General features: G+C 70.2%; 22 protein-coding genes. 8 read left to right on the top strand and 14 right to left on the bottom strand.

All coding sequences use genetic code 11. The features are described from left to right. Positions 1 to 77: 77 nt before the first annotated feature. Positions 78 to 995, top strand: coding sequence for an aldose 1-epimerase family protein (locus ACWIDW_RS13745; protein WP_454125883.1), 918 nt, complete (start codon positions 78 to 80; stop codon positions 993 to 995). Positions 996 to 1,118: 123 nt separating this feature from the next. Here the strand turns inward: ACWIDW_RS13745 and ACWIDW_RS13740 are convergent, their stop codons facing one another. The 4 genes from ACWIDW_RS13740 to ACWIDW_RS13725 form a co-directional block, all read right to left on the bottom strand. Next, positions 1,119 to 4,271, bottom strand: a complete 3,153-nt coding sequence (locus tag ACWIDW_RS13740; RefSeq protein ID WP_454125882.1) for an efflux RND transporter permease subunit — start codon at positions 4,269 to 4,271, stop codon at positions 1,119 to 1,121. A gap of 11 nt (positions 4,272 to 4,282) precedes the next feature. Beyond that, positions 4,283 to 4,855, bottom strand: a complete 573-nt coding sequence (locus ACWIDW_RS13735; RefSeq protein ID WP_454125881.1) for a TetR/AcrR family transcriptional regulator — start codon at positions 4,853 to 4,855, stop codon at positions 4,283 to 4,285. A 72-nt stretch (positions 4,856 to 4,927) separates the two neighbouring features. Beyond that, positions 4,928 to 5,290, bottom strand: a complete 363-nt coding sequence (locus tag ACWIDW_RS13730) for a fluoride efflux transporter FluC (RefSeq protein ID WP_454125880.1) — start codon at positions 5,288 to 5,290, stop codon at positions 4,928 to 4,930. After that, positions 5,287 to 5,676 carry a fluoride efflux transporter FluC gene (locus ACWIDW_RS13725; RefSeq protein ID WP_454125879.1) on the bottom strand — a complete coding sequence of 130 codons (390 nt, stop codon included), beginning with the start codon at positions 5,674 to 5,676 and terminating at the stop codon, positions 5,287 to 5,289. The genes ACWIDW_RS13730 and ACWIDW_RS13725 overlap by 4 nt, the downstream gene beginning before the upstream one ends. A gap of 117 nt (positions 5,677 to 5,793) precedes the next feature. On the opposite strand from ACWIDW_RS13725, the gene ACWIDW_RS13720 reads away from it, so the two are divergent. Beyond that, positions 5,794 to 6,510: a Pr6Pr family membrane protein gene (locus tag ACWIDW_RS13720; protein ID WP_454125878.1), complete on the top strand. Its 717-nt coding sequence runs from the start codon at positions 5,794 to 5,796 to the stop codon at positions 6,508 to 6,510. On the opposite strand, the gene ACWIDW_RS13715 is transcribed toward ACWIDW_RS13720, so the two are convergent. Beyond that, positions 6,434 to 7,819 carry an FAD-dependent oxidoreductase gene (locus tag ACWIDW_RS13715; protein WP_454125877.1) on the bottom strand — a complete coding sequence of 462 codons (1,386 nt, stop codon included), beginning with the start codon at positions 7,817 to 7,819 and terminating at the stop codon, positions 6,434 to 6,436. The two genes, ACWIDW_RS13720 and ACWIDW_RS13715, sit on opposite strands and share 77 nt — an antisense overlap. Positions 7,820 to 7,953: 134 nt before the next feature. After that, a complete protein-coding gene (locus ACWIDW_RS13710) occupies positions 7,954 to 8,778 on the bottom strand; it encodes a MerR family transcriptional regulator (RefSeq protein WP_454125876.1) in 825 nt (274 codons plus the stop codon). A 159-nt stretch (positions 8,779 to 8,937) separates the two neighbouring features. On the opposite strand from ACWIDW_RS13710, the gene ACWIDW_RS13705 reads away from it, so the two are divergent. Together ACWIDW_RS13705 and ACWIDW_RS13700 are read left to right on the top strand one after the other, a co-directional pair. After that, on the top strand, positions 8,938 to 9,777 hold the full coding sequence (locus ACWIDW_RS13705) for a DUF4097 family beta strand repeat-containing protein (protein WP_454125875.1): 840 nt from the start codon (positions 8,938 to 8,940) through the stop codon (positions 9,775 to 9,777). Next, entirely contained in the window at positions 9,774 to 10,409 is a 636-nt protein-coding gene (locus tag ACWIDW_RS13700; protein WP_454125874.1) for a PadR family transcriptional regulator, read from the top strand. The genes ACWIDW_RS13705 and ACWIDW_RS13700 overlap by 4 nt, the downstream gene beginning before the upstream one ends. A 44-nt stretch (positions 10,410 to 10,453) precedes the next feature. On the opposite strand, the gene ACWIDW_RS13695 is transcribed toward ACWIDW_RS13700, so the two are convergent. Next, on the bottom strand, positions 10,454 to 11,632 hold the full coding sequence (locus tag ACWIDW_RS13695) for an MFS transporter (protein ID WP_454125873.1): 1,179 nt from the start codon (positions 11,630 to 11,632) through the stop codon (positions 10,454 to 10,456). Between the two features lie 66 nt (positions 11,633 to 11,698). Next, a complete protein-coding gene (locus tag ACWIDW_RS13690; protein WP_454125872.1) occupies positions 11,699 to 12,241 on the bottom strand; it encodes a universal stress protein in 543 nt (180 codons plus the stop codon). Between the two features lie 153 nt (positions 12,242 to 12,394). Here ACWIDW_RS13690 and ACWIDW_RS13685 point away from each other — a divergent pair, with 153 nt between their 5' ends. Beyond that, a complete protein-coding gene (locus tag ACWIDW_RS13685; RefSeq protein ID WP_099194886.1) occupies positions 12,395 to 12,580 on the top strand; it encodes a DUF3073 domain-containing protein in 186 nt (61 codons plus the stop codon). 186 nt (positions 12,581 to 12,766) lie between these two features. Beyond that, on the top strand, positions 12,767 to 13,591 hold the full coding sequence (locus ACWIDW_RS13680) for an MOSC domain-containing protein (protein WP_454125871.1): 825 nt from the start codon (positions 12,767 to 12,769) through the stop codon (positions 13,589 to 13,591). A 10-nt stretch (positions 13,592 to 13,601) separates the two neighbouring features. Here the strand turns inward: ACWIDW_RS13680 and ACWIDW_RS13675 are convergent, their stop codons facing one another. The 5 genes from ACWIDW_RS13675 to purM form a co-directional block, all read right to left on the bottom strand. Continuing rightward, positions 13,602 to 13,997 (bottom strand): type II toxin-antitoxin system VapC family toxin, encoded by a 396-nt coding sequence (locus ACWIDW_RS13675; RefSeq protein ID WP_454125870.1) that lies wholly within the window; start codon positions 13,995 to 13,997, stop codon positions 13,602 to 13,604. Then, on the bottom strand, positions 13,994 to 14,266 hold the full coding sequence (locus tag ACWIDW_RS13670) for a type II toxin-antitoxin system Phd/YefM family antitoxin (protein ID WP_454125869.1): 273 nt from the start codon (positions 14,264 to 14,266) through the stop codon (positions 13,994 to 13,996). The genes ACWIDW_RS13675 and ACWIDW_RS13670 overlap by 4 nt, the downstream gene beginning before the upstream one ends. A gap of 77 nt (positions 14,267 to 14,343) precedes the next feature. Beyond that, entirely contained in the window at positions 14,344 to 15,651 is a 1,308-nt protein-coding gene (locus tag ACWIDW_RS13665) for an MFS transporter (protein WP_454125868.1), read from the bottom strand. Positions 15,652 to 15,708: 57 nt separating this feature from the next. After that, a complete protein-coding gene (gene purF, locus ACWIDW_RS13660) occupies positions 15,709 to 17,223 on the bottom strand; it encodes an amidophosphoribosyltransferase (protein ID WP_454125867.1) in 1,515 nt (504 codons plus the stop codon). A gap of 5 nt (positions 17,224 to 17,228) precedes the next feature. Then, on the bottom strand, positions 17,229 to 18,359 hold the full coding sequence (gene purM, locus ACWIDW_RS13655; protein WP_454125866.1) for a phosphoribosylformylglycinamidine cyclo-ligase: 1,131 nt from the start codon (positions 18,357 to 18,359) through the stop codon (positions 17,229 to 17,231). 232 nt (positions 18,360 to 18,591) lie between these two features. Here purM and ACWIDW_RS13650 point away from each other — a divergent pair, with 232 nt between their 5' ends. Further along, positions 18,592 to 18,897, top strand: a complete 306-nt coding sequence (locus ACWIDW_RS13650) for a hypothetical protein (RefSeq protein ID WP_454125865.1) — start codon at positions 18,592 to 18,594, stop codon at positions 18,895 to 18,897. Positions 18,898 to 19,017: 120 nt separating this feature from the next. After that, positions 19,018 to 19,617, top strand: a complete 600-nt coding sequence (locus ACWIDW_RS13645; protein WP_454125864.1) for a zinc-binding alcohol dehydrogenase — start codon at positions 19,018 to 19,020, stop codon at positions 19,615 to 19,617. Here ACWIDW_RS13645 and ACWIDW_RS13640 read toward each other — a convergent pair. Beyond that, positions 19,614 to 19,937, bottom strand: a complete 324-nt coding sequence (locus ACWIDW_RS13640; protein WP_454125863.1) for a potassium transporter Trk — start codon at positions 19,935 to 19,937, stop codon at positions 19,614 to 19,616. The two genes, ACWIDW_RS13645 and ACWIDW_RS13640, sit on opposite strands and share 4 nt — an antisense overlap. Positions 19,938 to 19,980 lie beyond the last annotated feature (43 nt).

Raw genomic sequence — 19,980 nt, 5'->3', positions numbered from 1 at the left:
GTGACGCGGGTGCTCGAAGCCGACGCTTTCCAGAATACCGGGCTTTTCTGGGAGAGTGCCCGCCGTACGATGACCTCATGCCCCTTGACGATGTGATCGGCTCCCCCACCGGCATCCAGGTCCACCTGCGACGCGGCGACGTGACCGCGCAGATCGCCCAGGTCGGCGCCTCGCTGCGCCATCTCACGGTGGGCGGTGTCGAGATCGTGCCGCCCTACCCTGCCGATGAGCCGACCCCGTCGTGCTCGGGCGTCGTGCTGGCCCCGTGGCCGAACCGCATCCGCGACGGCGTCTGGCAGGACGGCGACACCGAACGCGCGCTGTCGATCAGCGAGCCCAAGCTCCGCAACGCCAGCCACGGACTGCTGCGCTACACCGCGTACGAGATCGCCGAGCTCACCGACGAGTCCGTCACACTCGCGGCGAAGATCGTGCCGCAGACCGGATACCCGTACCTGGTCGCGACATCGGTCACCTACACGCTGACGGATGCCGGTATCGACGTCACCCACACCCTCACCAACCACTCCGCCGGCTCGGCACCAGTGGCGCTCGGCACGCACCCGTTCTTCGTCATCGACGGGGTCGACGCCCGGCAGCTCGTGCTGCGCCTGCCGGCGGAGACGTACTTCGAGACCGACGACCGGCTGCTGCCGGTCGGCGAGAGTCCCGTCTCGGCGGCGACCGACCTGCGTGAGGGTCGTCGCCTCGGCGGCGTGCAGCTCGACACCGGCTACGCGAGCCTGCACCGCGACGCCGACGGCTTCGTGCGCACCGCGCTCTCCGCGCCCGACGGCCGCACGGTGACGCTGCAGCAGGGTCCGGGGTTCGACTACGTGCAGGCGTACACGACCGACCGGTACCCCGGGCAGCCGCTCGCCGTGGCGATCGAGCCGATGACGGCCCCGGCCGATGCCTTCAACTCCGGTCGCGGGCTGCGTCGCCTCGCCGAAGGCGAGTCGTGGACGCTGCAGTGGGGCATCCGCTTCGCTTGATCCGCTGACCCGTCCGCCTCACCCCTGTGGGCCCACCCGCTCGGGAGGAGAACGCACGCGTGGGAGGACCCACACCCCGGACTCGCCCTCCGAGGCGTGCGAAGTCCTCCCGAACGTGAGGCGTCAGACGTGGGCGTCGCCGGCGCGCAGCTGCCGACGCGTCAGCGCGACGCCACCCTCGGCGGTCGGAGGCTCGGCGGCGGGATCGTCACCGTCACCCCGCGCGGCGCGCTTCGCGTGGCGGCGCTCCTTCGCTCCCTCGACGAGGTTGTAGAGCGTCGGCAGCACGATGAGTGTCAGGACCGTCGACGACACCAGGCCGCCGATCACGACGATCGCGAGCGGCTGTGAGATGAATCCGCCGTGCCCGGTGATGCCGAGCGCCATCGGCGTCAGCGCGAAGATCGTGGCGAGCGCCGTCATCAGGATGGGCCGCAGACGCTTCTCGCCACCCGCCATCACCGCCTCGGGAGTCGTGAGCCCCTTCGACCGGTACTGGTTGACGAGGTCGACGAGCACGATCGCGTTGGTCACCACGATGCCGATCAGCATGAGCACGCCGATCAGCGAGGCGACGCCCAGCGGCACCCCGGTGGCGATCTGCAGCAGGATCGCCCCGGTCGCGGCGAACGGCACCGACACGAGCAGCAGCAGCGGCTGACGCAGCGACTTGAATGTCGCGACCATCACGACGTAGACGATGAGGATCGCCGCGAGCATCGCCAGCCCGAGCTGCGAGAACGACTCGGCCTGCTGCTCGGCGACACCGCCGACCGCGGCGCGAACGCCGTCGGGCAGGTCCACCGTGTCGAGAGCCGCGGTCACCGACGCGGTGGCGACGGCGAGATCGTCGGATGCCGGCGGCACGGTGATCGTCGCGGTGCGGCGTCCCTGCTCGGTCGAGATCGAGGTGGGACCCTCACGCTGCTCGACGGTCGCGAGCTGCTCGAGCGGTACCGGCCCGGTGGCCGTGGGGATCGACAGCTGCTTCAGAGCGTCGACGGATGCCGGCGGCTCGGGGTCGACGAGGTACACCGTGAGGGCGCTGTCGTCGACCTCGACCGAGCCGATCTGCTGCGGCCGCATCGTGCCCGACACGATCGAGCCGACCGCGACCTCGGACAGCCCGCGCGCGGCGGCCGCCTCACGATCGACGACCACAGCGATGTACGGCAGCGCGGCCGACAGGTTGTTCGTCACCTGACCGATGCCGTCGCGTCCGTCGAGCTCCTTCATGAGGGCGTCGGTGCCGGTCTGCAGATCGTCGGCGTTCGGCGCGGTGACGGTGATCTCGATGTCGCTCGAGCCGAATCCGCCCCCGCTCGCCGCGACGGTGACCTCGCCGGCGCCGTCGAGCGCGTCGACCTCCTTCTGCACCGTAGCGCGCAGCTTCTCCTGATCGGCGTCGTCGCTGGTCTGGATCGAGTAGGTGATGCCCGCCCCGCCCGAGAACGCGTCGCGCAGCGCCGAGCCGCTCGATCCGATCGAGGCCTGCACGTGCGTGATCCCGTCGACGCCGTCCAGCACGCCCTCGACCTTCTTCGCCGCTTCGGACTTGGCCTCGAGACTCGCGGTGTTGCCGATGTCCTGCGTGACGGTCATGGTGTTCTGGCCCGAGTCGCTGAGGAAGTTGATCTTCATCAGCGGGGCTGCGGCGAGCGTACCGGCGAGCACGAGCACGGCGAGCACGACGGTGACCGCGGAGTGCTTCAGCGTCCAGCCGAGGATCGGCCGGTACATCCGCTGCAGGGTCGTGGGCGGGGCGTCCGGATGCTCGGGATCGATGCGCGCGCCGTCTGCGTCGACCAGCGGCTTGCCGGGCCGCAGGAACCAGTACGCGAGCACCGGCACGATCGTCAGGGCGACGAGCAGCGAAGCGACCATCGCGATCGTCACGGTGATCGCGAACGGACGGAACAACTCGCCGACGATGTCGCCGACGAACACGATCGGCAGGAACACCGCGACCGTGGTGATGGTCGATGCGGTGATGGCGGATGCCACCTCGCGCACGGCCAGACGGATCGCCGCCCCCTTGTCGGCCCCCTCGACGTAGTGCCGCTTGATGTTCTCGATCACGACGATCGAGTCGTCGACGACACGGCCGATCGCGATCGTGAGCGCACCGAGGGTGAGCACGTTGAGCGAGTAGCCGAACGCCTGCAGCCCGATGAAGGTGATCAGCACGCTGGTGGGGATCGAGATCGCGGTGACCAGCGTCGAGCGGATCGAGAGAAGGAAGACGAGGATCACGAGAACCGCGAACACCAGGCCCAGCATGCCCTCGGTGGCCAGCGTGTCGATCGACTGCTGGATGTAGGGCGCCTGGTCGAAGATGACGGTGAACTCGGCATCCGGGAACGTGTCGCCGAGCTCGTCGAGCGCGGCCAGCACCCCCTGCGACACCTCGACGGTGTTCGCCGCGGGCAGCTTGGTGACCGCGATCGACAGGGCGTCCTCACCGTCGACGCGCGAGATCGACGTGACCGGGTCTGCGACCTGCGCGACGTCGGCGACCTCGCCGATGGTGAGGTCCGTGCCGCTCAGCGGCAGGGCCGCGACGTCCGCGGCCGAGGCGAGCTTCGCCCCCGACTGCACGGTGAGCGTCTGGTCGCCCTCGGTGATGTCTCCGCCCGGCAGCAGCACGCCGTTCTGCTCGAGCGCCTGGCTGATCGCCTGGGTCGTCTGCCCGGCGGCGAACAGCTTCGCCCGATCCGGGGTGATCGTGATGCGCTGACCGACGCCTCCGACGATCTCGGCGGCGTTCACCCCGTCGACGTCCTCGAGGTCGGGGATCACCGTGTTCTCGAGATCCTGCTGAGCGGTCTCGGAGTCGTCGAAGCCCGTGACGGCGATCTGGATGACGGGGAAGTCGTCTATCGAGACGCTGAGCACCTGCGGGCTCACGTCGTCGGGCAGCTGCTGCGAGATGCGGTTGATCGCCTGCTGCATCTTCTGCTCGGCGGTGGCGAGATCGGTGCCGTACGCGAACATCGCCTGCACGATCGAGGCGTTGGTCGTGCTCGTCGCGCTGCTCGATTCGAGGCCGGGCACGCCCTGGATCGCCTTCTCGACCGGTGTGGAGACGTCGTTCTCGACGACCTCGGGCGACGCGCCCGGGTAGGTGCTCATGACCACCAGGGCGGGCAGCTCGAGCGAGGGGATGAGCTCCTGCTTGAGGTTGGTGAGCGCCAGGCCGCCGAAGACGGCGGACACGATGGTGATCAGCGCGATGAGTGCGCGGTTGCGCAGGCTGAGGATGGCGAGGTTCGACACGCGGTGCTCTTTCAGTCGCTCGTGGTCGTGGGATCGGTGCCGAGGATGCCGGCGAGGGCCTTCTCGATCAGGGAGGCGTTCAGCGTCTCGTCGTGGATGCGAGCGTGCCAGAGCACGCCGTCGATGAAGACGGCCGCCGCGGTGGCCCGCTCGACGCCGTAGGCGGGTACCAGGAAGCCGGTCATCCGCTCGGACCAGCGTCGCGCGATCGCCCGCAGCTGGGGGTCGTCGACGGCGGCGGTGACGACGGCGCGATCCGCCTCGAGGGCGCGGGCGTCGGCGAGCCCCTGCACGATCAGCTCGGCGAGCACGTGGGGGGTCGCGCCGCGCTGCTCGAGCGTCGCGCGGATGTCGTCGACGCGAGCGTCGACCTCGGTGACGAGATGGTGCAGCGCCTGAGAGCGCAGGTCGTCGAGGGTGGCGAAGTACTGGGTCGTCGCACCCAGCGGCACACCGGCACGGGCCGCGACGAGCCGGTGCGTCACCGCGCTCACGCCGACCTCGAGGATCAGCTCTGCGGTCGCGGTGACGATCTCGATGCGGCGCGCCTCGGGGTCACGACGGCGGCGTGACGGCTCGCTCATGTCGCCTCCCGGGAATCGCAGATGTACGTCTGTACATTATGGGCGCCGCAAGCTGTGCCCGGACTGGCAGCTTCAGCCCAGCCCGCCTGAGATGCCGAGGCCGACCAGGGCCGCGGCGAGCGAGAGCACGAGCATCCCGATCACGTCGGCGACCGCCGCCCGCTGCTCGCCGTCGCGCCACAGCGAGATCGCATCGATCATCGCCGTGCTGAAGGTGGTGTACCCGCCGAGGAAGCCCGCGCCGACCACGAAGGCGGCGCCGGGAAGCATCCCGACCACCGCTCCCAGCAGCAGCGAGCCGGTGATGTTGATCACCATCACGCCCCACGGGAAGCGCGACCGGGTGAGGCGTGCGACGCCGATGTCGATCAGGTACCGGGCGGCGGCCCCGAGCCCGCCGCACGCGGCGGCGAGGGCGAACACGAGCGGATTCACGAGGCGCTCCTGCGTCCGAGCGAGCCGCCGATCCGCAGGCCGAGCCACGCGGCGAGCAGTCCGCCGGCGAGGCTCACGGCGATGTACCCCACGGCGAGCGCGGGTGCGGCCGCCCCCAGCTCGACGCTGTCGAGCGCGAACGCGCTGTAGGTGGTGAAGCCGCCGAGCATCCCGGTGCCGAGCAGGATCCGCAGCTCGGATGCGGGAATGCGGGCGGTCAGGATGCCGAGCAGCAGCGCGCCGACGAGGTTCGCGACCAGCACCGCGACCGGAGCGTCGGCGATCAGCATCCCGAGGCCGAGGCGAGCCGCGGTGCCGACCGTGCCGCCCGCCGCCGCGAGCGCGGCCCGACGCATCGCGGTGCGCGCGGGGGTCGGGGTGGTCACCGCGCCACTCTATCCGCGCGCCGTCGCTGCGGCCGCTCACCCGGGGTTGCATAGACTCGAGGCGGTGGTGCGGCTCTGCTCCCGATGCCGCCGGACCGCCGGGAGGACGACGCTCGAGTGCTCACGCGAAGGATCTTCGGCTGGTCGCGTCTGGCGACCGCGGCCGTGTGCATCGCAGCGCTCGTGCACCGGATGCTGTGGGGCATGGGCTCGCAGACCCTCGCCGGCTCGAACTTCTTCGCGTACCTGACGATCCAGTCGAACACCGCGTTCGCCGCGCTGGCTCTCGTCGCCGGTGTCATCGCCCTGCGGCACGACGAGGATCCGGCGTGGCTGACCACCGCGCGTGCTCTCGTGCTCAGCTGGACGATCACCGCCGGTCTCGCGTTCGCTCTCATCGTGTGGCAGGCCGGCGAGCACGGCATCCCGATCACCGTCCCCTGGTCTGACGTCGTGCTGCATTTCGTGCTGCCGGCGTGGACCGTCGTCGCCTGGGTGTTCGGCCCGGGCCGGCGTGCCGCGTCGTGGCGCGTGGTTCCCTTCGTGCTGCTGTATCCGGTGGTGTGGGGCGTCTTCACGATCTGGCGCGGCAGCGTGATCGGGTGGTACCCGTACTACTTCCTCGACCTGCGGCAGGTGTCGGGGCTGGGCGAGATGGTGCTCAGCTGCGCGCTGGCCCTGGCGATCTTCGCCGCGGTCGCGGTCGGGCTCGTGCTGCTCAGCAAGGTGCGCCCGACGGTGCCGCCGTGGGGTGAGATCAGCCCTCGTCCGCTGCCCGCTCTGCGAAGAACACGAGCGATGCTCGGGCGGCGGCCGTCGCGTCGCGCTCGCTGAGAGCGGCGAACTGCTCGGCGTCCGAACCGCCGACGAGACCAACGAGCACCGGCTCGCCGGTGAACGGCTGAAGGTTCAGCCAGGTGCGGATCGGCGCGTCACCGCCGACGACGTGCCAGACGGTCGCCTCGGTCGTCCAGAACGCCTCGTCGAAGCGCATCCAGACCGTCTCGATGAAGCCGGATGCCAGCGCGGCGATCGCCCCGCGATGCGAGAAGGGCAGCGCGGGCGCGAACTCGATGCCCTGCTCCTGCAGCACCCCGAGCGGTGCGGTGACGATCACGCGGTCGAACGAGAGCGCTTCGCCCGTGCCGAGGCGCAGGCTCACGCCGCGATCGTCGTACGCGATGCGCGAGACGGGCGACGCTGTAGCCACCGTCACGCCGTCGAGCTGCTCGTCGAGGAGCCCGTCGAGGTCGCCGATCACGCCGTGCACCGCATCGGCCGGGAAGGCGGGCGGGTACCAGCTCGAGGCGCGCGACGGGTCGGCGCCGGTCATCGCCGCCATCCAGGCGAGGGAGGCCGTGAGCGCCGGGTCGTCGAGGTCCGCGCCGTTCGCGGCGAGCGCGTCGGCGATCGGTGCGTCGGATGCCTGCGCCTCGGCCTTCTCGAGAGCCTGGGCGATCGGCGCGCCGTCGAGAGCGGGGGCTTCGCCGTCGGCGGACCAGGCCGTCGGGGTGTCGAGTGCGAGCGTGCGGTCGCCCATGTCGACGAGCCGGTGATCGAGCGACGCGAGGTCGTCTTCGCTGAGCAGCCAGGCGCCGAGCTGCGCAGGAATCGGCCACTGCTCGTCGTCGGCGACACTGCGGACGCGACCGCCGATGTGCTCGCGCGCTTCGAACAGGGTGACCTGGTGCCCGGCATCCGCCAGAATCCGGGCCGCGATCACACCGGCCACCCCCGCGCCGACGACGGCGAGCCGCTCGGTGTCATCGCCCGTGGCGACGAGCGCGACAGCCGCCCGGCGGGCGTCGTCGGCGGCCCCGACGACGGTGCCGGGATGGGCGATGTCGGTGGCCTCGCCGGCGAAGAACACCCGATCGAGCACGGGTGCGGCGAGACGCTCGCGCTCGCTGGGGTCAGCGCCCGCGGGCAGGTAGCTGGTCGATCCAAGCGAGTACGGGTCGGTGGCCCACGTGCTGCGCAGCCATCCGGCCGGTGCGGGCACCGCCTCGGGCGCGGTCGGGCGCGGCATCGGCGTCTTGGTGCGGGTGGGGGCGGGCTGCGGCTCGGGCGTGCAGGCGGCGAGCAGGAGCCCGACGGCGCCCGCCCCGGCGCCGACGAGCAGAGTGCGGCGCGTGATGCTCATCGTGCTTGCCAGACTACCCGCGGCGGTCGAGGAGGTCGGTGTCGTGTCGCGACACGCAGGAGATCGCGCGGAATGCAGGATGCCCTGCGGCATCCGCTCCTGCGTTTCGCGTGAACTCCTGCGTTCCGTGAGGGCTACAGGTTCGCCTCGGCGTAGACCCGCAGCGCATCGCGCACGAACTCCGCGCCCGCGGTGCCGCCCGCGCTCGTCGCGTAGTTGGCCCCGAAGCGCGGGTCGGCGACGTACATCTCGCCGAGTCCGATCACGTATCCCTTGACCTCACCACTGGGCCCCTGCCCTTCGGCAGGCTCAGGGACCCATCCATATGCCGGCGTGCCCGGGACGCCCGTGAGCCACTCGACGTGCCGGCGGGCGAGCGCCTGCGCCTCGTCGGATGCCGGGTCGATGCCGCTCTCCGCGGCGGCGACCCAGTCGGCGCTCAGGTCGGCGACGCGCTGCTGCCAGGCGCTGCGCTCGTCGGCGCTCATGCCCCGCCACCAGCGGTCGCCGTCGGCATACGCCTTCGCGCCCCAGCGCTCTTCGACCTCGTCCATGTACCGGGTGTGGTCGAAGCCGTCGAACATGTTCTCGGCCATGATCTCTTCTCCTTCTCTCAATGCGTGGATGGTGTTCTCGACAGAGGCGATCTGCCGCCGCAGGCGCTGCTGCTCCTGGTGCAGCCAGGCGAGGTGGGTCTCGAGGGCGGATGCCTCCACTGTCGTGGCCTGGGTCCCTGAGCCCGCTGAAGGGTCGAGGATCTCGGCGATCTGCGGCAGCCCGAGGCCGAGCTCGCGCAGCAGCAGGATGCGCTGCAGGCGCACGAGAGCCGACCGGTCGTAGTGCCGGTAGCCGTTGTGCGCGATGCGCGACGGCGGCAGCAGCCCGATGTCGTCGTAGTGGCGCAGCGTGCGGCTCGTGGTTCCGGCCAGCCGGGCGATCTCCTGTATCGACCAGTCCATGCGCATCGTCCTCTCGTGTCGGTGACTCCACGGTAGAAGTTGACGCTGCGTCAAGGTCAACGGGCTTTCAGGGCATTGCCAGGCACAAATCGAGATATATCGTGTTACGGTTGCTCCAACGCGATATATCTCGATATCCGTTGATCAAGGAGCAGTGACATGACTGAGAAGTGGCTCGTCGCCCCGGGCGAAGAACGCGTCATCGACATCGCCTCCGCGTCGCGCCTCAAAGTCGGGCTCGTCGGCGGACAGGTCGATGTGATCGCGCACGACGAACCGGGCATCCGCATCGAGGTGACCGGCGTCACCGTGAAGGATCTGCGCATCGAATCCGACGGCACCCAGGTCGAGATCGATCACCCCCAGATCGGGTGGGACAACTTCCTCGATGTGTTCCGCAACTTCGGCGCAGGCGGGCCGAAGGCCGAGGTGAGCATCGCCGTGCCGCGCGCCATCGCCCTCACCCTCGGTGTCGTCAGCGCGGGAGCGCTCGTCTCGGGCATCCGCAACGACGCCAAGCTGAACACCGTCTCGGGCGATCTCATCGCCGACGGCATCACCGGAGACCTCACCGCGAACTCCGTGTCGGGCGACGTGCAGGTGCGCGGCCTCACCGGATCGATCAACGCCAACAGCGTCTCGGGCGACGTCGCCGTGACCGGCAGCCTGCGCAAGGCGACCGTCGACACCGTGTCGGGGTCGATCCTCGTCGACGCCGTGGGCGACATGAACACCATCAACCTCAACACCGTCTCGGGCGGCACGACCGTGCGACTCGACGAGACCCTGCCCGCGAACTACGTGCTGCGCAGCATGACCGGGCGGATCACGGTCGACGGCGTCGAGCGCTCGAGCGGCGGCCCCAGCAGCTACACCGGCCAGGTGGGTGAGCTGTCCGGCAGCTTCGTCGACGTTCGCGCCAACTCGGTGTCCGGCGGGATCACCGTACTGCGCCGCCCGCAGGTCTCGGTGGCGGACGACGCGGAGTGGGAATCATGAGCCCCGCGGTCTTCTCGCACGGCGACCTGCGCCTGTACCTGCTGTCGCTGCTGGCCGAGGCACCGCAGCACGGCTACGGCATCATCCAGGCGCTCACCGACCGCACCGGCGGCACGTACACGCCCAGCGCCGGCACGATCTACCCGCGCCTGGCGAAGCTCGAAGAGGAGGGCCTGGTCACGAAGACCGTCGACGGCCGCACCGCGATCTACGCCATCACCGACGCCGGCCGCGCCGAGCTGACCGCCCGCGAGGGAGACCTCGCCGGCATCGAGGAGGGCCTGGCCGATTCGGTGCGGCTGATCGCGAACGAGGTGCGGCAGAGCGTGCAGGACGCCATGCGCAGCCTGCGCGCCGACCTCGCCACCGCCGCGCACGACGAGCATCGTGCGGCGAAGTCGCGCCCTCGGTTCGACGGGATGAGCGATGAGCGGGCCACCAGCCGCGAGCACCTGCAGCGGGCGGATGCCTCGATCAACGCGTTCCGCGCCCAGCTGCGCACCGACCTGCGCACGCATGTCGCTCGCGGGGGCTCGCTTCCGGCATCCGTCGTCACCGAGCTCGAGCGCGCTATGGACGAGGCGGCTCGCGCGGTCACGCGCGCGCTGAGCTCGCTGCCGACCGAGAAGTAGCACCTGCTCGGCGCCCTCTCCCGCCTCGGCGGGCGGGGGCGCCGTCACGCGCGAGAGGCCGGCTTCGGCGCGGATGCCAGGATCAGGCCGATCAGCGCCTGCAGCACCGCCCCGACGATCATGGCGACCAGCACCGGGCCCCACTCGCCCCCGGCGGCGTACCAGGCGCCGGCACCCAGCGGTCCGATCGTCGAGATGGCGTAGCCCAGTCCCTGGGCGACGCCCGAGACGCGGGTGGCCTCGGCTGCGCCGGAGCCGGAGCGGGCGATGAGCGCGAGGGCCAGCGGGAAGGCGGCCATGCCCGTTCCGATCAGCACGCTCCACAGCTCGGGAGCAGCGGTCGGCGCCAGCCACAGCCCCAGCATGCCGGCGGCGGCGCCGACCGACACCCCGACCACACCCGCGCGGATCCCGCGCAGCGTGTGCGCCAGGCTCACGGCGATCATGCCGGCCGGGATGCTGACCATGATGACGATGCCGAGCAGCACGCCGGCGCGGGCGGGACTGATCCCGGCATCCACGGCGATGGTGGGCAGCCACCCCATCACGACGAAGGCGAGCAGAGCCTGCAGGGCGAAGAAGCCGGTTAGCGGCCAGGTGCCGCGCGGCAGGGCCGGGCGGGAGTGCGACGCGGGCGGGGTCAGCGCGCCGTCGACGTCATGATGGCGCGCGGCCGCGATCCAGACGCCCAGCGCCAGCACGGCGAACACCGACCAGGCTCCGAGACTGAGCGTCGCCGATCCGAACGCGTGCGCGACCGGCACGGCGGCGGCGGCGCCGATCGCGCTCGACGCGGAGAGCACGGTCGTGTACGCCGTCGTCACCGCGCGCATCCGGGTGCCGCTGGTCGCACGCACGAGGGCGGGGAGCATCACGTTGACCACGGCGATGCCCGCCATCGCGAGCACCGTGCCGCCGACGATCACCGCCGAGTGGGGGACGAAGCGTGCCAGCATGCCGATCGCCACGGCCGACATCGCTCCGGTGACAGCCGCGACGGCGCCGATGCGCCGGCTGAGCCACGGGGTCAGCACCCCGCCGACGGCGAACAGGGCGGTCGGCACGGCCGGGATGATGATGGCGGCCTGCGGCGTCAGTGCGCCCTCGTCCGTGAGCAGCGGCAGCAGCACCGACGCCGTCGTCACGGCGAGGCGCAGGGTGACGGCGAGCAGCAGCAGCGCGGTCAGCATGAGCGCGAAGTCGCGACGAGAAGACGGGATCACCCGTCCATTGAAATGCGCGACGGCCGACGCCGCCACTCCGCTCCGGTGAGCGGAGCCGGTTCGGGGCTACTCCACCCAGATGTCCTTCTGATCGTCGGGCACCGTCTCGCCCTGCGGGACGACGAGCACCGAGCGGTGCTGACGGTGCGCGAGGCGAGCCGCGACCGAGCCCGTGAAGAACTCGCGGATCGACTCGCCGAGACCGCGCTTGCGTGTGCCGACGACGATCAGCTGGGCATCGAGCTTCTCGGCCAGCTGCTTGATCGCCAGAGCCGGGTCGCCGACCAGCTGGCGTGCCGTCCAGGGCACATCGGCATCCGCGAGGGTCTGCTCGGCAGCGCGCTGCACGTCTTCGAACTCGGCCGCGCCTGCATCGAGGTTGAGGTCGATCGGGGCGGAGTGCACGTAGCCGTCGGGATCCTCGAAGGTGACGAAGCGCGTGACGTCGACGTGCACGACGACGAGCGGCGCCTGCAGCAGTCGCGCGTAGCGCAGCGCCTCATCGAGGACGTGCGGCGGCTGACCGGGCTGGATGCCGACGATCACCGCCTTCTGCAGGGCCGCGTTCTGGGCCGCTTCCTCAGCGGCTCGGGGCGTGGAATCCGTCATGTCGATCCTTCCGCGGGGCGGCCGCAGGACGGCCGGATGCTCTGGCGTGCGTGCTATCCTGAATGCTACTCTTACCGGCTTAACGCCGGTGCCGTGAATATCATCGGGCCCATCACGTGCCCGCTGCTGAACTCGTAAAAGGGGGTCTCGCGCATGGGCCGTGGCCGTCAGAAGGCGAAGCACACCAAGATCGCCCGCGAACTCAAGTCGTACAGTCCCGACGTGAACTTCTCTGCGCTGGAGAGTGAGCTCGGGCACCCGACGTCAGACGATCAGTACGTCGACAAGTGGGCTGACATGTACGCGGACGAAGACGAAGACGAACTCGAGCGAGCCTGACGTCGCTCGATCCGGGTCCCTTAGCTGCTCACCCGGGTCCCTGAGCTGCTCACCTGGGTCCCTGAGCTTGTCGAAGGGCCCCTGAGCTCGTCGAAGAAACCCTGGCGACCGGCATCTGCCGCGTCGACCAGGGTTTCGTCGTCTCTGGAACCCCGGGCTTCGGAACAGCCAGGGCAGAATGGGCGGATGCCCCACGTCGCCGCCCTGTACCGCCACCCGATCAAGGGGTTCACACCCGAACGCTGCGATGAGCTCGTGGTGCAGTCCGACGGGCGCATCGCCGGAGACCGGGTGCTCGCCTTCCGATTCGCGGATGCCGCCGAGCCCGAGACCCGGGACGGCCTGGAGTACTGGCCGAAGTCGAAGGGCCTCGCGCTGGAGTCGTTCCCGACTCTCGCCGCGCTGCAGGTGGCGTACGACCACGACGCGCGCCGGGTGCGGGTCGTGTACGACGACGAGCTGCTGGTCGAGGTGGTGCTCGATGCCGAGGGCTGCGCCGAGCTCACCGAGATCATCATGGCGTTCGTGCTCGACTCCCCCGAGTGGAAGCTGCTGCAGCGCGAGGGGCGGCTGCCTCTTGTGCTGGTCGGCGACGGCGAGCACTCGCGTTTCCAGGATCGCTCGCGCGGGTTCGTCAGCGTGCACAGCCGGGCGAGCGTCGACGCGCTGAGCGGCGCGCTGGGACAGCAGGTCGACGACCGCCGGTTCCGTTCGAACGTGGTGATCGACGGGGTGGATGCCTGGGACGAGCTGTCGTGGCAGGGCGAGGTGCGCATCGGCGGTGTGCGCTTCACCGCCGAGGGTCCGATCGTGCGCTGCCTGGCCACCCACGCCAACCCCGACACGGGCATCCGCGATGCGAGGGTGCTCACCACCCTCACGCGCGGCGTGGGCCTGCCCGAGCCGTCGCTGGGCCGCCTGCTGCTGCTCGACGGCGTCAGCGGCGCCGTGGGCGACGCGGCAGGCTCCGGCGGGGTCATCCGCGTCGGCGATGACGTGACGTTCGCCTGAACGCCCGGGGTCACTCCCAGCGCGCGCAGGTCACTTCCTCGAAGGCGAGAATCCGCTCGTCCTTCGTCACCAGCACCAGTCCGTCCAGGCGCGCCTGCGCGACCAGCATCCGATCGAACGGGTCTCGATGCGCCCACGCGAGCTCACCCGCTTCGCGCATGTGCCCCACGCTCAGCGGAAGTTCGTCGGCCAGCAGCGCGTCTCGCAGGTGCGACCAGCGCGCAAGCACACGTTCGCCGTGCGGCAGCTGCCCCCGGCGCGACTTCTGCGCGATCTCGTACGCACTGGCGGCCGAGAGGAAGATCTCCTCGGCCGTACTCATGTCCTCGCGCAGGCCCTCGGGAATCCGGCCCGGATCGGTGGCCAGCCAGAGCAGAACGTGCGTGTCCAGCAGGTATCGACTCATGCAGCCGCGCTCAGCGGGTCAGAAGGATCGCCGCCCTCCCAGTCGGCGATCTCCGACTCCGCGATGCCCTCCAAGAGCGAATCGGCCGGGATCGGCGGCAGCTCGGGCAACAGGGGCGAGCTGAGATCGCGTCCTCGCGGTGATGCTGCCTGGATGCGCGCGATCGGCTTGCCCGCGCGGGCGATCACGACTTCATCGCCGGCTTCCACCCGGCGCAGCAGTTCGGAGAGGCGGGTCTTCGCCTCCTGCACATTGACCGTCAGGTTCATGCATCCAGTCTGCCATGGTCTGACCAACCTGACCAGACCAGCCAATCGTCCGTGAAGCGAGGCGCTGGCCCCGCGCCTCACCACTTCCCGTGCCGGCGCTCCCACTCGTCTTCGATCGTGACGCGGCGCCCGGCGGCGATCCCCGCGGGGAACGTGAGCACGACCACGGCGATGACGGCGAGAATCGGGATCGTCCACCCGCCGGTCACGTCGTGCAGGATGCCGACGAGCACGGGGAAGATCGCGGCGAGCACGTAGCCCGCGCTCTGCACGAAGCTCGACAGCAGCACGGCGCTCTCGGGGGTGCGGGAGCGGATGCTGATCAGCACGAGCGCCAGCGGGAACGACACCCCGACGAGGCCGAACAGCGTCATCCACAGCCACAGCAGTTCGGGCCGGGGGAAGAGCAGCAGGCCGAGCAGGCCCACGAGCGCACCGACCGACCCGATCACGAACAGCGGCCGGGTTGCCTGGAACCGCACCACGAGAACCGGCACGACGAGCCCGGCGGGCAGACCGATGAACGCCCACAGCGACAGCATGAAACCGGCGGTCGCGGGGTCGACGCCCGCCGTGTCGATCATGATCGACGGCAGCCACGCGAACGAGACGTAGGCCATGGTCGACGAGGTGCCGAAGGTGAACGCGAGGGCCCAGACCAGCGGGATGCGGGCGAGCCGTGCGAACAGACGCCGGTTGGTGGGAGCCGTGGCGATCGGACCGGTTGCGGCGAGGACGGCATCGTCCGCGCCGTCCTCGGCATCGAACGCGGCGTCGTCGACGGTATCCGGCGCCGCGGGCACGGCATCGGCCGGCGCTCCCGGCCGGAACAGCATCACCAGCCACGGGATGAGGCCGGCGAACGCGAAGGCCGCCCAGATCCCCAGTGAGAAGCGCCAGCCCGCGGCATCCGCCAGGGGCACGGCGACCAGCGGCGGCACGAAGGTCGAGAACGCCATCGTGGCTGTGTAGACCGTCATCATCAGCCCGATGCGGTCGGCGAAGTACTTCTTCACCAGCGGCGGCAGCAGGATGTTCGCCATGCCGACACCCGCGAAGACCACGGCCGTGCCCACGAGCAGACCGATCGAGTCGGTCGCGAGGCTGCGCCCGACGAGTCCCGCGGTGATCGCGGTCAGAGCGATGACGGTCAGCCGCTCGATGCCCAGCCGACGCTCGAGGTCGGGAGTGAGGATGCCGAACACCGCGAAGCATGCCGGTGGCAGCGTGCCGATCACGCCGAGCACGGCCGACGAGACCTCGAAGTCCTCGCCGATCAGATCGACGACGGGCGAGAGCGACGCGACGGCCGAGCGCAGCGAGAAGGCGCAGAGCAGGATGCCGAGGACCGCGAGCACCCTGCCGCGCCAGAGCGACCCCTTCACTTCGCCTCGCTGCGCTCGCCCAGCACGGGCGACATGCTCAGGGACCCGGTCATGACATCACGAGGTCTGCGACTGCTCTACCCAGGCGAGGTACTCGGGCGTGACGGTGCCGGTGACGTAGCGTCCGTCGAAGCAGCTCATGTCGAGGTCGGTCAGGTCGGTCCCCTCGATGATCGCCGCCTTGAGGTCGTCGACTTCCTGGTAGACGATCCGGTCGCAGCCCAGCTCTGCCGCGATCTCGGGAATCGTGCGACCGTGGGCGATCAGCTCGTGCTTGGAGGGCATGTTGATGCCGTACACGTGCGGGTAGCGGACCGGCGGTGCCGCCGAGGCGAAGATGACCGACTTCGCACCGGCATCCCTGGCCATCTGGATGATCTGCTTGCTGGTGGTGCCCCGCACGATCGAGTCGTCGATGAGCAGCACGTTCTTGCCGCGGAACTCGGTCGACATCGCGTTCAGCTTCTGCCGCACGCTCTTCTTGCGCACCGCCTGCCCGGGCATGATGAACGTGCGTCCGACGTACCGGTTCTTGTAGAAGCCCTCGCGGTACTCCTTGCCGAGCTTGCGCGCGACCTCCATCGCCGACGGGCGCGACGAGTCGGGGATCGGCATGACCACGTCGATCTCGTCGAGCGGCACGTGCTTGGCGATGGTGTCGGCGAGCCGGTCGCCCATGCGCAGGCGCGACTCGTACACCGAGACGCCGTTCATCACCGAGTCGGGGCGGGCGAGGTAGACGTACTCGAACGCGCACGGCACGAGCTGCGAGTTCTCGGCGCACTGGCGGGTGAACAGCTCGCCGTCGTTGGAGATGAAGACGGCCTCACCGGGCGCGACCTCGCGCACGATCTCGTAGTCGGCGTTCTCGAGCACGAGCGACTCGCTGGTCACGACCCACTCGTCTCGGCCCTTCGACGGGCTCAGGGGCCCATCGGCTGAGCCTGCCCCCTCCTGGGTGGCTGAGCCGGTCGAAGCACGGCGGCCGAGGATGAGGGGACGGATGCCGAACGGGTCGCGGAACGCGAGCAGACCGTAGCCGGCGATGATCGCGATGACGGCGTAGGCGCCCTCGATCCGCGCGTGGGTGCGCTCGACGGCGTCGAAGATGCGATCGGCGTCGAGGTCGACCGACGATGTCGTGGTCTGCAGCTCGCCCGCGAGCACGTTCAGCAGCAGCTCCGTGTCGCTGGACGAGTTCAGGTGGCGGCGGTACCGATCGGCCATCTCGGCCGTGAGCTCGCGGGTGTTGGTGAGGTTGCCGTTGTGGATGAGTACGATCCCGTAGGGCGCGTTCACGTAGAACGGCTGCATCTCCTCTTCACTCGAGGCGGTGCCCTTGGTCGCGTAGCGCACGTGCCCCAGGCCGATGCTGCCCAGCAGCGATCGCATGTCGCGGGTGCGGAACGCCTCGCGCACCATGCCCTCGGCCTTCGCCATGTGCATGACGCCGTTCGGCTCTGCGGTCGCGATGCCGGTGGCATCCTGCCCGCGATGCTGCAGCAGAAGCAGCGCGTCGTAGATGTCCTGGTTGACCGGTCCGCTGCCGACCATTCCGACGATGCCGCACATGGGTGTTACTTCGCTCCGTCCGCGTATGCGCCGACCAGGCGCACCGCTCCACCGTCGACGCCCTTGGCGCCCTGCTCGAAATCGCCCTCGGGGCGCGCACCGGTGTGCACGGTCGCGACCTGCCAGGCGGCGATGCCCTGCGCGCCGATGGCGGCGATCGCGGCATCCTTCTGCTCCGCCGCGACGACCGCGAGGAATCCGATGCCGAGGTTCCAGGTGCCTTCGGTGTCGACGATCGGGGTGCCGGCGATGTCGGCCAGCACCTGGAACACCGGGCTCGGCGCCCACGTCGAACGGTCGACCTCGGCCCAGCTGCCCTGCGGCAGAACCCGGGCGAGGTTGGCGGCGATGCCGCCGCCGGTCACGTGACTCAGCGCGTGCACCGGGTTGGCTCCCTGAGGCTGTCGAAGGGTCTCGATGAGCTTCAGCAGCGGGGCGGTGTACAGACGGGTCGGCTCGAGCAGAGCCTCACCCCAGGTGCCGCCGAGGTCGGCGGAGTTGTCGCCGTAGCCGATGCCCGCATTCGCGACGATGTGGCGCACGAGCGAGTAGCCGTTCGAGTGCAGACCGCTCGAACCGAGTGCGATCACGGCATCGCCGTCCTGCACCAGGTGAGCCCCGAGCAGGGCATCCGCCTCGACGACTCCGGTCGCCGCTCCCGCGACGTCGTAGTCGCGCGGACCGAGGAGCCCGGGGTGCTCGGCGGTCTCGCCGCCGACGAGGGCGGTGCCGGTCGCTGAGCACGCCTCGGCGATGCCGCGCACGATGTCGGCGATGCGCTCGGGCACCACCTTGCCGCAGGCGATGTAGTCGGTCATGAACAGCGGCTTGGCGCCGACCACCACGATGTCGTCGACGACCATGCCGACGAGATCCTGCCCGATCGTGTCGTGCTTGTCGATCGCCTGCGCGATGGCGACCTTGGTGCCGACGCCGTCGGTGCTGCTGGCCAGCAGCGGGCGCCGGTAGCCGAGCAGCGCGCTGGCGTCGAACATGCCCGCGAAGCCGCCGACACCCCCGAGCACCTCGGGCCCGTGCGTCGCGCGCACAGAGGCCTTCATGAGTTCGACGGCGAGATCACCGGCGGCGGTGTCGACACCGGCCTGAGCATAGGGATTGGTGGGAGAGTCTGCCACCTCTACAGCGTACCCGGCCCGCGACAGCGCCCGTCCCCTCGCGACGGGGCGGTCAGGGCATCCGGCATCCCCGTCTGCTACTATGAATGGTTGCGCGAAGTTCCGCCGTATCTCACCGGCGCAGCGCACACATCCAGGCCGGGCATGAGTGGCCGATCCGCACCGATGCGGATCCCGGCGCCCCGACCGAACCACAGCAGGCAGCATGCTGCCTGCAGACAGACCAGAGATCATGAGCAGTACCGCTGATTCCGCGCGCTCCGGCGCGCCCGCCCACGACCAGAACACCATCACCGCACCCGCCGAACTCGCCTGGAGCCAGGCCGACCACGACGTCTACGTCGCGACGAGCCGCGGCGAATTCGCCGGCTTCGTGACCGTCGACGACGCCGCACATGTCGTGCACGACCGCCACAGCCGCCGCATCGGCAGCTACCCGAACCTCGCGGCGGCCCGGCAGGCGCTGGTGGATGCCACCCGTCCGCCCTCACGCGGCCGCGAGCGTCTGCGCCGCCGCATCCTGTCACGTCGCCGCTGACGCTCGACGCGTGCGTGTGCGACTGCGCGGGCGACCCGATACGCGGCATCCCGCGCGGCGGACGCACCCGCAGGCCCTTCGGACCGCGCGCACGACCGCTGAGAACCCTACGATGGGGCCATGGTCGACAAGCCGCAGTGGCTGATCCGCGAAGACGCCGGCACATCGGTGCTGGTCGCTCTCGCGCTGCGGCAGCTGCTCGGCATCCGGGCCCCCGAGGATCTCCCCGCACTGCGCGGGCTCGAGGTGCGTCGCCCCGACGCGACCGAGGTCGACGATGCTCTCGAGAAGCAGTGGCGCGAGTACTGGGACATGACCGTCGAACCGCGCGCCCACCGCTCGGAGGTGCCGCTCGACCTGGTCGACGGCTTCGACACGCTCGTCGCCCTGCCCACCACCGGCGCAGAGGAGCTGCGCGACGCGATCGTTCCCCACGCGCAGACCGTGCTGCATTACGCGCAGCGCGCACACAACAGGTATGTCGAGTCGGTCAGCTCGTCGGGCGGCTCGTACCGCGCCTACGCCAGCGCGATCGCCGAGTTCGAGCGCGAGATCGGCCGTCGCGCGCACTCGTTCGAGCTGAACGTGCAGGTGCTGCCGTTCACGCAGCGCGGCATCTGGTGGATCGGCTCGTTGAGCGTCGCCGTCACCGACGGACTGCGCCGCGACGTCGTGGCGTTCGATGCGGCGATGCGCCCGGTGATCGCCGAACTGGCCTAGGGCTGCTCGTCGTCTGCGACGACCCGCTCGTGCTCGACCGTGACGACACGCGCGTGCTTGCGGGCGGCGCGGTCGAGACCGACGGCGATGATGCCCCCGAGCCCGACGCCGATCGGCACGGTCCACAGCAGGGCGAACCCGAACACCTGTCCGGGCGGGTAGACCACGCTCAGCACGTCCGACGGCTCGTACGAGCCGAGCAGAGTCAGGATGCCCGCGACGATGATCCCCACGACGGCGCCCGTCACCATGAAGACGCCGTAGCGCGGCACGGGGCGGATCGTCGCTTCGACGGTCGAGTGGCTCTGAGTCCGGGACATGGCTCCATTCTCCCACGCGGAGGCTGTGCGCGGACCGGAATCA

It is taken from the genome of Microbacterium sp. NPDC055312 (assembly GCF_053645675.1).
This window is presented reverse-complemented; position numbering and strand designations above follow the sequence as displayed.